We start from the raw sequence: 13,421 nt of genomic DNA, 5'->3' as shown, positions 1-13,421 counted from the left end.
GCTGCAGCAATCTTCAAAATCACCTCTGATGATTTAGTTCACAAAAATTTCAAAAAGCATCCGATATCGAGGACCTTGAAATCAGCCGAGGACCATGAAACGAGGTTCCAATTGACACCCAACAGGCCACTCAACCACCTTATCTGCGACGAACTTCACCCATCTCGCCTCCTTCCGGCTGATTTTTTCCTGACGCCATATCAGCGCTCGTTTTTTGCCAAAAAGTTCACAGGGCTATTTAGAATCGTGAAATTAATCACGCCGCCACAAATCAAATCCCGTGATTTTTTTCACGTAAAAATAGCCACCAGCCCTAATTAACATTTAAGAAACAATTCAATGCCCCACGCATCCAGGCTTCGCATTGGAATCACCATCGGCCTCCATCACGAGGCCGAAACGCTCTGGAACAACGGCATCAAGCAGAACGCCGTGTTCCTGGCGGAAGCGCTGAAGCACTGCCCGGCGGTGGCTTCGGTGGTGCTCGTTAACACGACGGCCATCCCCATCACCCCTGCCCTGCCCTGGGACCAGGCGCGCTGGCCCACGGTGACCTTCGAGGCGGCCAAGGACAGCGTGGACGTGCTGATCGAGCTCGGCGGCCAGATCGACGCGGCGCAGACCGACTACCTGAAGCGCCGCGGCGCGCGGCTGGTGTCGTACTGCTGCGGTTTCGAATACGTGCACGCCATGGAGTCGATGCTGTTCGGCAAGCCGCTGTGGGGACAGAACCTGTTCGTGAACCAGCGCTACGACGACATCTGGATGGTTCCGCAGGTGGCCAACATCAGCCAGCCCTACTTCGAGGTGCTGCGTCGGGCCGAGGCTCGCGCCGTACCCTTCGTGTGGAGCCCGGTGTTCCTCGACGAGCGCACGCGCAACCTGCCCGACGGCGGCGTCTACCAGCCGCATGCCGGAGCGCGCCGGCTCAGCGTGATGGAGCCGAACATCAACGTGGTGAAGTTCTGCCTCTACCCGGTGCTGATCGCCGAGCTGGCGTATCGCTCGCGGCCCGAGGCCATCGCGCTGCTGCAGGTCACCAATGCCGAGCGGCTGGCAAAGGAGAACATGGAGTTCATCACGCTGATGAACCAGCTCGACCTGGTCCGCGAGCACAAGGCGGTGTTCCTGGGCCGGCACGAAACACCCGTGTTCCTGGCGCAGAACACCGACATCGTGGTCTCGCACCAGTGGGAGAACCCACTGAACTACTTCTACCTGGAGACCTGCTGGCAGGGCTACCCGCTGGTGCACAACGCGCACCTGTGCGCGGACCTCGGCTACTACTACCAGGGCAACGACGTGGCCGCGGGCAGCGCCCGCGTGCTCGAGGCCATCGACACGCACGATGCCGACGCGGCAAACTACCGCGCGCGCCAGCGCACGCTGATCGACCGCTACCTCCCTGGCAACGCCGCGGCCACCGAGGTCTACGACAACCTGCTGCTCGGCCTGATGCAGCGCCCCGCCCGATAGGCCCACGGAACCCGACATGCTCGACCCATCCGAACTCCGGCAGATCTTCCCCGTGATCGTCACGCCGAGCCACGACGGCAAGGTCTTCCTGAACTACCTCACCTCGATGCTGAACTTCACCGTCCAGGCCGAGCGTGCCGGCATGCGGCTGCAGGTGCTCACGCACCAGGGCGAGAGCCTGGTGACGCGCGCGCGGAACAACTGCGTGGCCCAGTTCCTCGGCAATCCGCAGTGGACGCACCTGTTCTGGATCGACGCCGACATCGGCTTCTCGGCGCAGGCCGCCTTCCGCCTGCTGCTGTCGGGCTACGACGTGGCGGCGGGCGTCTATCCGCTGAAGCGGGAGAACTGGCCCGAGGGCGGAGTGGCCGAGGGCACGACGCAGCAGCAGTTCGAGTCCACCTTCACGCGCTACACGGTCAACGCCAAGGCTTCCGAGACCACCTCGCGGGTCGAGCTCGAGGTGCAGCCCGACGGCTTCATGAAGATGACCGAGGCGCCGACCGGCTTCATGGTGATCAAGCGCAGCGTATTCGAGCGGCTCATGGCGAGCTACCCCGACCTCAACTACGTGCCCGACAGCATCGGAGAGGCCGACCTCGGCCTGCACTATCGCTTCTTCGACGTCATGGTCGATCCGCAGACACGCCGCTACCTGTCGGAAGACTACGGCTTCTGCCGCCTGTGGACGGGGCTGGGCGAGTCGATCTACATCGACGCCAACTCCAACCTGACACACCAGGGCGCCAAGCTCTACCGCGGCGACTTCGCGAACTCGCTGCTGACTGCGCTGCCGCATGCGGTCGGCGGTCCGGCCGGCGCGGAGATGGTGCTCGCGGGCCGGGAACACCTGCAGCCCAACCAGCCGCCGATCTGAGAACAGAAAAGAGAAAAAGAAAAAGCCCCGCCGAAGCGGGGCTTGTTTCATTCAGGCGACCCGTGGATCGCCTGAAGGGCCAGATCAGGCCGCGACCGTATCCGCCACGCCCTTGTAGTCCTCGATCTTGTCGAAGTTCAGGTATTGGTAGATCTTGTCGCCGTTGCTGTTGATCACGCCGATGTCGGCCATGTACTCCTCGCGCGTCGGGATGCGGCCGAGCTTCGAGCAGATCGATGCCAGCTCCGCCGAGCCCAGGTACACGTTGGTGTTCTTGCCCAGGCGGTTCGGGAAGTTGCGGGTGCTGGTCGACATGACGGTGGCGCCTTCGCGCACCTGTGCCTGGTTGCCCATGCACAGCGAGCAGCCCGGCATTTCGGTGCGGGCACCGGCATTGCCGAACACGCCGTAGTGGCCTTCCTCGGTGAGCTGCTGCGCGTCCATCTTGGTGGGCGGTGCGATCCACAGCTTGACCGGGATGTCGCGCTTGCCCTCGAGCAGCTTCGACGCTGCGCGGAAGTGGCCGATGTTGGTCATGCACGAGCCGATGAACACTTCGTCGATCTTGGCGCCGGCCACGTCCGACAGCGTCTTCACGTCGTCGGGGTCGTTCGGGCAGGCCACGATGGGCTCGTGGATGTCGGCCAGGTCGATCTCGATGACGGCAGCGTATTCGGCGTCGTCGTCGCCCTTGAGCAGCTGCGGGTCCTTGAGCCAGGCTTCCTGCGCGGCGATGCGGCGCTGCAGCGTGCGAGCGTCGGCGTAGCCTTCGGCAATCATCCACTTCATCAGCGTGATGTTGCTGTTGATGTACTCCTGGATCGGTTCCTTGTTCAGGTGCACCGTGCAGCCGGCGGCCGAGCGTTCGGCCGAGGCGTCGCTCAGCTCGAAGGCCTGTTCCACCTTCAGGTCGGGCAGGCCCTCGATTTCGAGGATGCGGCCGGAGAAGATGTTCTTCTTGCCCTTCTTCTCGACCGTCAGCAGGCCGGACTTGATGGCGTACAGCGGAATGGCATTGACCAGGTCGCGCAGCGTCACGCCGGGCTGCATCTTGCCCTTGAAGCGCACGAGCACCGATTCGGGCATGTCCAGCGGCATCACGCCGGTGGCGGCGGCGAAGGCCACGAGGCCCGAGCCGGCCGGGAAGCTGATGCCGATGGGGAAGCGGGTGTGGCTGTCGCCGCCGGTGCCCACGGTGTCGGGCGTCAGCAGGCGGTTGAGCCACGAGTGGATCACGCCGTCGCCCGGGCGCAGCGAGACGCCGCCGCGGGTGCTGATGAAGTCGGGCAGCTCGTGGTGCATCTTCACGTCCACCTTCTTCGGATAGGCGGCGGTGTGGCAGAACGACTGCATCACGAGGTCGGCCGAGAAGCCCAGGCAGGCCAGGTCCTTCAGCTCGTCGCGCGTCATCGGGCCGGTGGTGTCCTGCGAGCCGACCGAGGTCATCTTGGGTTCGCAGTACGTGCCCGGGCGCACGCCCTGGCCTTCGGGCAGGCCGCAGGCGCGGCCGACCATCTTCTGCGCCAGCGAGAAGCCCTTCTTGGTGTCGACAGGGCTTTGCGGCAGGCGGAACAGCGTCGAAGCCGGCAGGCCCAGCGCCTCGCGCGCCTTGGCCGTCAGGCCGCGGCCGATGATCAGCGGAATGCGGCCGCCGGCGCGCACTTCGTCGAACAGCACTTCGCTCTTGACCTTGAACTCGGCGATGACCTTGCCGTCCTTCAGCGCCTTGCCTTCGTAGGGGCGCAGCTCGACGACGTCGCCGGTGTCCATCTGGCTCACGTCGAGCTCGATGGGCAGCGCGCCCGCGTCTTCCATGGTGTTGTAGAAGATCGGGGCGATCTTCGAGCCCAGGCACACGCCGCCGAAGCGCTTGTTGGGGATGAAGGGAATGTCTTCGCCGGTGAACCACAGCACCGAGTTGGTGGCCGACTTGCGGCTGGAGCCCGTGCCGACCACGTCGCCCACGTAGGCGACCTGGTTGCCCTTCTCCTTCAGCGACTCGATGAACTTGACCGGGCCGCGCTTGCCGTCTTCCTCGGGCTGGAACGCGGTGCCTTCACGCTTGTTCTTGAGCATGGCCAGCGCGTGCATCGGAATGTCGGGACGCGTGGTGGCGTCGGGCGCGGGCGAGAGGTCGTCGGTGTTGGTTTCGCCGGGGACCTTGAAGACCGTGATGGTCAGGCTCTGCGGCACTTCGGGACGGCTGGTGAACCACTCGGCATCGGCCCAGCTCTGCAGCACGCCCTTGGCGTTGGCGTTGCCCTTGTCGGCCTTTTCCTTGACGTCGTGGAACTGGTCGAACATCAGCAGGGTTTTCTTCAGGCCTTCTGCCGCCACGGCGCCGACTTCGGCGTCGTCGAGCAGGTCGATCAGGGGGCTGATGTTGTAGCCGCCGAGCATGGTGCCGAGCAGTTCGGTGGCGCGGGCGCGCGAAATGAACTCGCTCTTCTCGGTGCCGTGGGCCACGGCCGCGAGGTAGCTCGCCTTGACCTTGGCGGCGTCGTCGACGCCGGCAGGCACGCGGTAGGTGAGCAGGTCCAGCAGGAAGGCGCCGTCCTTGGGCGTAGCGCTCTTGAGGAGCTCGATCGCTTCAGAGGTCTGCTTCGCGCTCAGGGGCAGCGGCGGGATACCGAGCGCGGCGCGTTCGGCAACATGGTCAACGTAGGCTTGCAACATCTTCTTTTCTCCGGAAACTGATCTGGCGGGCGTGCGAGGCGGCCCAGGCGGTCAAGCAAGAGCCGCGCCGCACCCCGTGGTGGGTACGCTTACTTCTTCTCGCCGTCGGCGCCGTCGAAGAGAGCCTTGGGCGGGTTCTTCTTCATTTCTGCGGCAAAGGCGATCTGTGCGTCGGTCTGGCATTCGTCAGCGATGCGCAGGCCGGCCTTCTGGTTCATCAGCATCGACTTGTTGCCGAGCTGGAGCCACATGGCGCCGGCGCGCGGGTCTTCGAGGCGGATGGCGCCGGTGCGGCTTTCGACCGGGTGCATGCGGTACTTCTGGCCCTTGGTGCTCACGGTGAAGAAGCCGGGCTTCTTCTCGTCGGGCGTGACGGTCACGTCGGCGCCGAGTTCGCACTGGGCCTTGCCGACCGACACGCGCTTGGCGACTTCGAGGTCGGCATCGGTGAGGACGATGTTGGTGTCGTCGCTGATCGGCGTGACTTCCTCGACGGCCTTGGCGGCCTTGCGGGTGACCTGGCGCTTCGGGGGAGCCTTCTTGGCTTCGGTGGACTTGGCAGCGGCCGGCTTGGCGGGCGCTGCGTTCTGCGCCATGGCGCCGAGCGGCAGAGCCAGGGCCACAGCGGCGATCAGGGCAATTTTCTTCATGTGTGGGTTTCCTTGAGGCTGGGTTCGAAGGTTTCGTTTCAGGAGGCCGCGAATGCAAACCAGGCTTTCGCCTCGGAGGGCAACGCGCGCCCTGTTGCGTGGGCACGCGTCAGAACCTGCCAGAAATGGCGGTAGCTCGCGCGGTCGTGCAATGTGCCATCAATTTGTGTCGGAGCCCAATCCGCAGCTGCCGCCTTTACAAGGATTTTTGTGGCAATTTGAATCTGCGACTCGTCGGGCGCGAAGGCCTCGAGGATGGGCCAGATCTGGTTCGGATGGATGCTCCACATGCGCGTGTAGCCGAATTCGCCGGCCGCCTTGCGCGCCGCGGTGCGCATCGCATCGGCATCGTTGAACTCGGTGACCACGCAATGCGACGGCACCTTGCCGTAGGCATGCGCGGCCGACGCGATGGCCAGCTTGGCGCGTACCACCAGCGGGTGGCTGAACTGCCCTGCCGCGCCCATGCCGTCGGCCGGGATGGCGCCGGCATGCGCCGAAACGAAATCCATGAGGCCGAAGCTCAGCGACTGCACGCGCGGATGGGCCGCGATCTCGAAGGCGTTGTGTACCGCCAGGGGCGATTCGATCAGCACGTGCAGCGGCAGCGCGCCGGCATCGGCCGCGTCGAGCGCGGCAACAGCCTGCAACACATCGGCCACCGATTCGACCTTGGGCACCATCAGGTGGCTCAGGCGCGAGCCGGCGCGACCGGCGATGGTGACCACGTCGCCCGCAAAGGCGGGATGGTCGACCGGATGCACCCGCACGCCGACGCGCATGCCGGGCTTCGCGGCCAGCGCGAGCTCTGTGACGAGCGCGGCATGCTCGGCCTCGCCGCCCACGGGGGCTCCGTCCTCGCAGTCGAGGGTGACGTCGAACACGCAGGCGCCGAACTCCTCGGCCATCTCGGCCTGGAGCGCGAGGCTCTTCTTCATGCGCGCTTCCACGCCGCTGTAGTGGTCGCACACGGGCAGCGTCACCGCGCCGGCCTGTGCACCGAGCAGCACTTCAGCGGGGTGTGCCGTGCTCGTCATGCTTTTTTCTGCGCGACGATGAACATGCGCGGGAAGGCCAGCAGCCGCTTGCCGTCGGTGCGCACGGGATACGCCTCGTCGACGCGGCGCTGGTATTCGGCGAGGTAGCTCGCCTGCAGGTCGGGCGGCAGGCGATCGACGAAGGGCTTCAGGCCGGTGCCGCGCACCCATTCGACGATGGAGGCCGCATCGGCCATGCGGTGCTGGTAGATGGTGTGCCAGACATCGACGTTCGCGGCGCACGGCGCCAGCAGGTCGTAGTAGCCGCGCAGGTCGAGCAGCAGCGTGCGCAGCTTGTCCGCGTCGCCGATGCGCTCCGCCCAGGGAGCTTCGGCGGCGAGAGCGCGCATCAGCCGGTGCGTGGGCTCCTGCCGGTTGTCGGGCATCTGGATGGCGAGCACGCCACCCGGCGCCAGCGCGTCGAACAGGCGCGGGATCAGCTTCTCGTGATCGGGCACCCACTGCAGGGACGCGTTGGCATAAATGAGGTTGGGCGCTTCTTCAGCGGACTGCGGCGCCCAGGTCGCGATGTCGCTCTGCTCGAAGCGTGCCTGCGGCAGGCGCTCGCGCGCGCTGACCAGCATGGCTTCGGAGTTGTCGGTTCCGAGGGCTTGCGCCTTCGGGAACCGGTTGACCAGCAGCTCGGTGGAGTTGCCCGGGCCGCACCCGAGGTCGACCACGCGGGCCGCTTCGGTCAGCGGCACCCGCGCAAGGAGTTCCTGCGCGGGACGGGTGCGCTCGTCCTCGTAGCGACGGTAGAGCGCGGGGTTCCAGTCGAGCATGCTGGTCGGTGGGCTGGCTTACAGCAGGTGGGCGACGCCGGCCTGCTCGTCCTGCAGTTCCTTCAGCGTCTTGTTGATGCGTTCCTGGCTGAATGCATCGATCTCGAGGCCTTCGACGATCTTGTACTTGCCGTTCTCGGTGATGACCGGGAAGCCGAAGATCACGTCCTTCGGAATGCCGTACTGGCCGTCCGACGGGATGCCCATCGTGACCCACTTGCCGTTCGAGCCCAGGGCCCAGTCGCGCATGTGGTCGATGGCTGCGTTGGCGGCCGAGGCAGCCGACGACAGGCCGCGTGCCTCGATGATGGCCGCGCCGCGCTTGCCGACGGTGGGCAGGAAGGTGTCGGCGTTCCAGACCTGGTCGTTGATCAGGTCCTTGACGCTCTTGCCGCCGACGGTGGCGAAGCGGTAGTCGGCGTACATCGTGGGCGAGTGGTTGCCCCAGACGGTGAGCTTCTCGATGTCGCCCACTGCCGTGCCGGTCTTGGCGGCGATCTGGCTGGCGGCGCGGTTGTGGTCCAGGCGCAGCATGGCGGTGAAGTTCTCGCGCGGCAGGCTGGGCGCGCTCTTCATGGCGATGTAGGCGTTGGTGTTGGCGGGGTTGCCGACCACGAGCACCTTGACGTTGCGGCTGGCGACCTGGTCGAGCGCCTTGCCCTGTGCCGTGAAGATCTGTGCGTTGGCGGCCAGCAGGTCGGCGCGCTCCATGCCGGGGCCGCGGGGACGGGCACCGACCAGCAGGGCGTAGTCGGCATCCTTGAAGGCCACCAGCGGGTCGCCGGTGGGGATCACGCCGGCCAGCAGCGGGAAGGCGCAGTCTTCGAGCTCCATGATCACGCCCTTGAGCGCCTTCTGGGCCTTCTCGTCGGGGATCTCGAGCAGTTGCAGGATGACCGGCTGGTCTTTGCCGAGCATTTCACCGGAGGCGATACGGAACAGCAGGGCGTAACCGATTTGACCGGCGGCACCGGTGACGGCAACGCGGACGGGCTTTTTGCTCATGGGAAGACTCCAGAAGGTAATGAAACGGTGTCGGCGCTCTCGTGGGGCGCCAGGGGTTCTGCGGGATGAAACACCTTCCCGCAGCGCGAGACCGGCAGCATTTTAAGCCGATTCAATGAGCCTCGTCTTATGTCTTATATAAGATATCCTCTTGGGGTCCGCCAAGGCGCACCCCACCGCTGCCATGAACACGCCCACCCCATTCGACGAGCCCGCGACGCCGTCCTTCAGTCCGCTCTACCAGCAGATCAAGACCCTGATCCTGCAGAGCCTGCAGGCGGGCGAGTGGAAGCCGGGCGAGCCCATCCCGAGCGAGATGGACCTGGCCGTGCGCTACCGCGTGAGCCAGGGCACGGTGCGCAAGGCCATCGACGAACTCTCCGCCGAAAACCTGGTGGTGCGCCGCCAGGGCAAGGGCACCTTCGTCGCCACGCATGCCGAGCAGCATGTGCAGTACCGCTTCCTCAAGCTCGTACCCGACGAAGGCGACCCGAGCACCGAGGGCCCGGCGGTGCGCACCATCGTCGACTGCAAGCGCCTGCGCGCATCGGCCGACGTGGCTCGAGCGCTCGGCCTGCGCACGGCGGACGCCGTGCTGCAGGTGCGCCGCGTGCTCGCCTATGGCGGAGTACCCACCATCCTCGAAGACCTGTGGCTTCCCGGCGCGCCCTTCAAGGGCCTCACCGCCGAGCGGCTGCGCGCGTGGCCCGGCCCGATGTACGCGCTCTTCGAAACCGAGTTCGGCGTGCGCATGGTGCGCGCCGAGGAAAAGATCCGCGCCGTGCTGCCCGATGCCGAACAGGCAGCGCTGCTCGACGTGACGCTGCAGATGCCCCTGCTGAGCGTGGAACGCGTCGCGCACACCTACCATGACACGCCGATGGAACTGCGCCGCGGGCTCTATCGCACCGACACGCACCACTACAGGAACCAGCTGGGCTGACCCGATGCACACGAAGAAGGCAGAACACATCGGCTCCAGCACTCGCATGCAACGTGCGCGTTGCGCTACGAAGTCAATAGCATCCGACTGCAACGGTGCGCTGACTCGTGCGTGTCCGCAGCGCGATGGTGCATTGCAATAGAATTTTGCGTTGTTTGCACTTCCGCAGAAGAAACAAAAGCGTTCGCTCTCAGAACAAGCCAACAAGTCACAAAGCCACGAAAGCCATCCCCCAATGACAGAGCTTGCAACTCCCCCCCGGCCACCGCGTCGCGAATTCCGCAACATCAATGCATTCACCGATCTCACGACCTACCGGCTGCCGCCGGCGGGCATCGTGTCGATCCTGCACCGCGTCAGCGGTGTGCTGATGTTCCTGCTGCTGCCGTTCATCATCTGGATGTTCGACACCTCGCTGTCTTCCGACTATTCGTTCGCCCGCTTCAAGGCCGCCTTCAACAGCGGCCTTGGCTTTGTTCCGGGGTGGTTCTTCAAGCTCGTCGCGCTCGCGCTCATCTGGGCCTACCTGCACCACTTCATCGCCGGCCTGCGCCACCTCTGGATGGACGTGAGCCACTCCGCGGTGAACAAGGAGTTCGGCAACACCTCCGCCATCTTCACGCTGGGCGCGAGCATCATCCTCACGCTGGTGCTCGGCGCCAAGCTGTTCGGCCTGTACTGAGAAGGAGCCAACCATGTCTGTGAATTACGGCTCCAAGCGCGTCGTCGTCGGCGCCCACTACGGTCTGCGCGACTGGCTCAGCCAGCGCATCACCGGCTGCCTGATGGCGCTCTTCACGATCATCCTGCTCGCGCAGCTGATCTTCACCCGCGGCCCCATCGGCTACGACCTCTGGGCCGGCATCTTCGCCGCCCAGTGGATGAAGGTGCTGACCTTCTCCGTGATCGTCTCCCTGCTCTACCACGTGTGGGTCGGCATGCGCGACGTTTGGATGGACTACATCCAGCCCGTCGCCATCCGTCTCGTGCTGCAAGTTTTCACCATCGTCTGGCTTGTCGGTTGTGCGGGTTGGGCCATTCAAGTGCTTTGGAAGATCTGACCCACCATGACCTACACAAAAGAAAAAATCACCAAGCGCAAGTTCGACGTCGTGATCGTCGGTGCCGGCGGCTCCGGCATGCGCGCCTCGCTGCAACTCGCACGTGCCGGCCTCAACGTGGCCGTGCTCTCCAAGGTGTTCCCGACCCGTTCGCACACCGTCGCCGCACAGGGCGGCGTGGGCGCTTCGCTCGGCAACATGAGCGAGGACAACTGGCACTACCACTTCTACGACACGATCAAGGGCTCCGACTGGCTCGGTGACCAGGACGCGATCGAGTTCATGTGCCGCGAAGCACCGAAGGTCGTGTACGAGCTCGAGCACTTCGGCATGCCCTTCGACCGCAACCCCGACGGCACGATCTACCAGCGTCCGTTCGGCGGCCACACGGCCAACTACGGCGAGAAGCCCGTGCAGCGCGCCTGCGCCGCGGCCGACCGTACCGGCCACGCGATGCTGCACACGCTCTACCAGAAGAACGTCGAGGCACGCACCCAGTTCTTCGTCGAATGGATGGCGCTCGACCTCATCCGTGACGAAGAAGGCGACGTGGTCGGCGTGACCGCGCTCGAAATGGAAACCGGCGACCTGCACATCCTGCAGGCCAAGACCGTGCTGCTGGCCACCGGCGGCGCGGGCCGCATCTTCCAGGCCTCGACCAACGCCTTCATCAACACCGGCGACGGCCTCGGCATGGCAGCGCGCTCGGGCATTCCGCTGCAGGACATGGAGTTCTGGCAGTTCCACCCGACCGGCGTGGCCGGCGCGGGCGTGCTGCTGACCGAAGGCTGCCGCGGCGAAGGCGCGATCCTGCTGAACAGCAACGGCGAACGCTTCATGGAGCGCTATGCGCCCACGCTGAAGGACCTGGCGCCGCGCGACTTCGTCTCGCGCTCGATGGACCAGGAAATCAAGGAAGGCCGCGGCTGCGGTCCCAACAAGGACTACGTGCTGCTCAAGCTCGACCACCTTGGCGCGGACACCATCCACAAGCGCCTGCCATCGGTGTACGAGATCGGCGTCAACTTCGCCAACGTCGACATCACGAAGGAACCGATTCCCGTCGTGCCGACCATCCACTACCAGATGGGCGGCATCCCCACCAACATCCACGGCCAGGTCGTGGTGCAGAAGGGTGAAGACAACAGCGCCGTCGTGAACGGTCTCTACGCGGTGGGCGAATGCTCCTGCGTGAGCGTGCACGGCGCCAACCGCCTGGGCACGAACTCGCTGCTCGACCTGCTGGTGTTCGGCCGCGCGGCCGGCAACCACATCGTCGAGTTCAACGACAAGCTCAAGGAACACAAGCCCCTGCCCAACGATGCGGCCGACCGCACGCTGGAGCGCCTGAACCGTCTCGAAGCCACCACCGGCGGCGAGTACGCGCAGGACGTGGCCGGCGAGATCCGCGCCGTCATGCAGCAGCATGCGGCCGTGTTCCGCAAGCAGGCCTCGATGGACGAAGGCGTGGTCAAGATCGCCGCCGTGCGCGAGCGCGTCAAGGCCATCGGCCTGAAGGACAAGTCGAAGGTGTTCAACACCGCCCGCATCGAAGCGCTGGAAGTCGACAACCTGATCGAAGTGGCGCAGGCCACCATGGTTTCGGCCGCCGCCCGCAAGGAATGCCGCGGCGCCCACACGGTGGAAGACTACGAGCGCCCGGCGGACGACCCGGTCGCCCCGCTCGGCCGCGACGACGCCAACTGGATGAAGCACACGCTCTGGTACAGCGCCGACAACCGCCTCTCGTACAAGCCGGTCAAGCTGCAGCCGCTCACCGTGGCCTCGGTTCCGCCGAAGGTCCGCACGTTCTAACGCTCAGCTCAGTCAAAGCATTCACAAGGTCACTACGATGAAGCGCACATTCCAGATTTACCGCTACGACCCGGACAAGGACGCCAAGCCCTACATGCAGACGGTCGAGATCGAACTCGACGGCCACGAGCGCATGCTGCTCGACGCACTCATGAAGCTCAAGGCGCAAGACCCGACCCTGTCGTTCCGCCGCTCGTGCCGCGAAGGCGTCTGCGGCTCCGATGCGATGAACATCAACGGCAAGAACGGTCTGGCCTGCCTGACCAACATGAACACGCTCAAGGGCACCGTGGTGCTCAAGCCGCTGCCGGGCCTGCCCGTCATCCGCGACCTGATCGTGGACATGACCCAGTTCTTCAAGCAGTACAACTCGATCAAGCCGTACCTGCAGAACGACAGCGTGCCGCCCGAGAAGGAACGCCTGCAGTCGCCCGAAGAGCGCGAAGAGCTCAACGGCCTGTACGAGTGCATCCTGTGCGCGAGCTGCTCGACGAGCTGCCCCAGCTTCTGGTGGAACCCCGACAAGTTCGTGGGCCCCGCCGGCCTGCTGCAGGCCTACCGCTTCATCGCCGACAGCCGCGACGAAGCCACCGCCGAGCGCCTGGACAACCTGGAAGACCCGTACCGCCTCTTCCGCTGCCACACGATCATGAACTGCGTGGACGTGTGCCCCAAGAGCCTGAACCCGACCAAGGCCATCGGCAAGATCAAGGAATTGATGGTGCGCCGCGCCATCTAAGAGATTCCTGAGCTGCCTTCCCGAGACGCCACCATGCAACCCGCCACCGACTCCGCCGAGCTGCTCAGCGAACGTGCGCTGAGCAAGCTCAAATGGCGCTGCCGGCGCGGACTGCTCGAGAACGACCTGTTCATCGCCCGCTTCTTCGAGCGGCACGAATCCCGCATGACCGTGGGTCAGGCGGGAGCGATGGAGACATTGATGGACCTGTCGGACAACGATCTCCTCGACCTCCTTTTGCGCAGAAAGGAGCCCGAGCCCGAATGGGCCGGGGCCGAGGTGGTCGCATTGCTGCAGCTGATGCGCACCGACGGCGCGCAGCGTCCTGCAATTTCTCCTTCGTCCTGAATCCACCTCTGA

At 65.1% G+C, this 13,421-nt stretch carries 13 protein-coding genes; 8 read left to right on the top strand and 5 right to left on the bottom strand.

From position 1 onward, the window contains the following. Positions 1-339 precede the first annotated feature (339 nt). Positions 340-1,476, top strand: a complete 1,137-nt coding sequence (locus tag ABL840_RS10365) for a DUF2827 domain-containing protein (RefSeq protein WP_093307013.1) — start codon at positions 340-342, stop codon at positions 1,474-1,476. A gap of 16 nt (positions 1,477-1,492) precedes the next feature. Beyond that, a complete protein-coding gene (locus ABL840_RS10360; protein WP_093198541.1) occupies positions 1,493-2,353 on the top strand; it encodes a hypothetical protein in 861 nt (286 codons plus the stop codon). Positions 2,354-2,437: 84 nt separating this feature from the next. Here ABL840_RS10360 and ABL840_RS10355 read toward each other — a convergent pair whose 3' ends face one another. The 5 genes from ABL840_RS10355 to ABL840_RS10335 all read right to left on the bottom strand — a co-directional run bounded on the left by ABL840_RS10355 (position 2,438) and on the right by ABL840_RS10335 (position 8,503). Next, entirely contained in the window at positions 2,438-5,029 is a 2,592-nt protein-coding gene (locus ABL840_RS10355) for a bifunctional aconitate hydratase 2/2-methylisocitrate dehydratase (RefSeq protein ID WP_093198539.1), read from the bottom strand. 89 nt (positions 5,030-5,118) lie between these two features. Next, positions 5,119-5,679 carry a hypothetical protein gene (locus ABL840_RS10350; RefSeq protein WP_093198537.1) on the bottom strand — a complete coding sequence of 187 codons (561 nt, stop codon included), beginning with the start codon at positions 5,677-5,679 and terminating at the stop codon, positions 5,119-5,121. A 38-nt stretch (positions 5,680-5,717) separates the two neighbouring features. After that, positions 5,718-6,716, bottom strand: coding sequence for an HpcH/HpaI aldolase/citrate lyase family protein (locus tag ABL840_RS10345; RefSeq protein WP_093307012.1), 999 nt, complete (start codon positions 6,714-6,716; stop codon positions 5,718-5,720). Next, the gene (gene tam / locus ABL840_RS10340) at positions 6,713-7,498 is read right to left on the bottom strand and encodes a trans-aconitate 2-methyltransferase (protein WP_093307011.1); all 786 of its coding nucleotides are present in this window, start codon (positions 7,496-7,498) and stop codon (positions 6,713-6,715) included. Before tam ends, ABL840_RS10345 begins: the two co-directional genes overlap by 4 nt. A gap of 18 nt (positions 7,499-7,516) precedes the next feature. Further along, positions 7,517-8,503, bottom strand: coding sequence for a malate dehydrogenase (locus tag ABL840_RS10335; protein WP_093307010.1), 987 nt, complete (start codon positions 8,501-8,503; stop codon positions 7,517-7,519). A 184-nt stretch (positions 8,504-8,687) separates the two neighbouring features. On the opposite strand from ABL840_RS10335, the gene ABL840_RS10330 reads away from it, so the two are divergent. The 6 genes from ABL840_RS10330 (at position 8,688) to ABL840_RS10305 (ending at position 13,409) form a co-directional block, all read left to right on the top strand. Further along, the gene (locus tag ABL840_RS10330) at positions 8,688-9,446 is read left to right on the top strand and encodes a GntR family transcriptional regulator (RefSeq protein ID WP_093198527.1); all 759 of its coding nucleotides are present in this window, start codon (positions 8,688-8,690) and stop codon (positions 9,444-9,446) included. Positions 9,447-9,681: 235 nt separating this feature from the next. Continuing rightward, positions 9,682-10,128 (top strand): succinate dehydrogenase, cytochrome b556 subunit, encoded by a 447-nt coding sequence (gene sdhC, locus ABL840_RS10325; protein ID WP_093198525.1) that lies wholly within the window; start codon positions 9,682-9,684, stop codon positions 10,126-10,128. A 13-nt stretch (positions 10,129-10,141) separates the two neighbouring features. Beyond that, the gene (gene sdhD / locus ABL840_RS10320; protein ID WP_093198522.1) at positions 10,142-10,507 is read left to right on the top strand and encodes a succinate dehydrogenase, hydrophobic membrane anchor protein; all 366 of its coding nucleotides are present in this window, start codon (positions 10,142-10,144) and stop codon (positions 10,505-10,507) included. A 6-nt stretch (positions 10,508-10,513) separates the two neighbouring features. Continuing rightward, positions 10,514-12,322: a succinate dehydrogenase flavoprotein subunit gene (gene sdhA / locus ABL840_RS10315; RefSeq protein ID WP_093198521.1), complete on the top strand. Its 1,809-nt coding sequence runs from the start codon at positions 10,514-10,516 to the stop codon at positions 12,320-12,322. 37 nt (positions 12,323-12,359) lie between these two features. Next, positions 12,360-13,061: a succinate dehydrogenase iron-sulfur subunit gene (locus ABL840_RS10310; protein WP_081270662.1), complete on the top strand. Its 702-nt coding sequence runs from the start codon at positions 12,360-12,362 to the stop codon at positions 13,059-13,061. A gap of 33 nt (positions 13,062-13,094) precedes the next feature. Next, on the top strand, positions 13,095-13,409 hold the full coding sequence (locus ABL840_RS10305; protein ID WP_093198518.1) for a succinate dehydrogenase assembly factor 2: 315 nt from the start codon (positions 13,095-13,097) through the stop codon (positions 13,407-13,409). Positions 13,410-13,421 lie beyond the last annotated feature (12 nt).

Source organism: Variovorax sp. NFACC27 (assembly GCF_048301545.1).
GTDB classification, from domain to species: Bacteria; Pseudomonadota; Gammaproteobacteria; order Burkholderiales; family Burkholderiaceae_C; genus Variovorax; species Variovorax gossypii.
The sequence above is the reverse complement of the archived record's forward strand: the minus strand, read 5'-3'. Positions and strand labels throughout refer to the sequence as shown.

Bases quoted from the DNA above. Each gene is read 5' to 3' on its own strand.
- ABL840_RS10335 (WP_093307010.1), bottom strand. From the start codon at position 8,503: ATGAGCAAAAAGCCCGTCCGCGTTGCCGTCACCGGTGCCGCCGGTCAA.
- ABL840_RS10345 (WP_093307012.1), bottom strand. From the start codon at position 6,716: ATGACGAGCACGGCACACCCCGCTGAAGTGCTGCTCGGTGCACAGGCC.
- ABL840_RS10350 (WP_093198537.1), bottom strand. From the start codon at position 5,679: ATGAAGAAAATTGCCCTGATCGCCGCTGTGGCCCTGGCTCTGCCGCTC.
- tam (WP_093307011.1), bottom strand. From the start codon at position 7,498: ATGCTCGACTGGAACCCCGCGCTCTACCGTCGCTACGAGGACGAGCGC.
- ABL840_RS10330 (WP_093198527.1), top strand. From the start codon at position 8,688: ATGAACACGCCCACCCCATTCGACGAGCCCGCGACGCCGTCCTTCAGT.
- sdhC (WP_093198525.1), top strand. From the start codon at position 9,682: ATGACAGAGCTTGCAACTCCCCCCCGGCCACCGCGTCGCGAATTCCGC.
- sdhD (WP_093198522.1), top strand. From the start codon at position 10,142: ATGTCTGTGAATTACGGCTCCAAGCGCGTCGTCGTCGGCGCCCACTAC.
- ABL840_RS10310 (WP_081270662.1), top strand. From the start codon at position 12,360: ATGAAGCGCACATTCCAGATTTACCGCTACGACCCGGACAAGGACGCC.
- ABL840_RS10365 (WP_093307013.1), top strand. From the start codon at position 340: ATGCCCCACGCATCCAGGCTTCGCATTGGAATCACCATCGGCCTCCAT.
- ABL840_RS10355 (WP_093198539.1), bottom strand. From the start codon at position 5,029: ATGTTGCAAGCCTACGTTGACCATGTTGCCGAACGCGCCGCGCTCGGT.
- ABL840_RS10305 (WP_093198518.1), top strand. From the start codon at position 13,095: ATGCAACCCGCCACCGACTCCGCCGAGCTGCTCAGCGAACGTGCGCTG.
- ABL840_RS10360 (WP_093198541.1), top strand. From the start codon at position 1,493: ATGCTCGACCCATCCGAACTCCGGCAGATCTTCCCCGTGATCGTCACG.
- sdhA (WP_093198521.1), top strand. From the start codon at position 10,514: ATGACCTACACAAAAGAAAAAATCACCAAGCGCAAGTTCGACGTCGTG.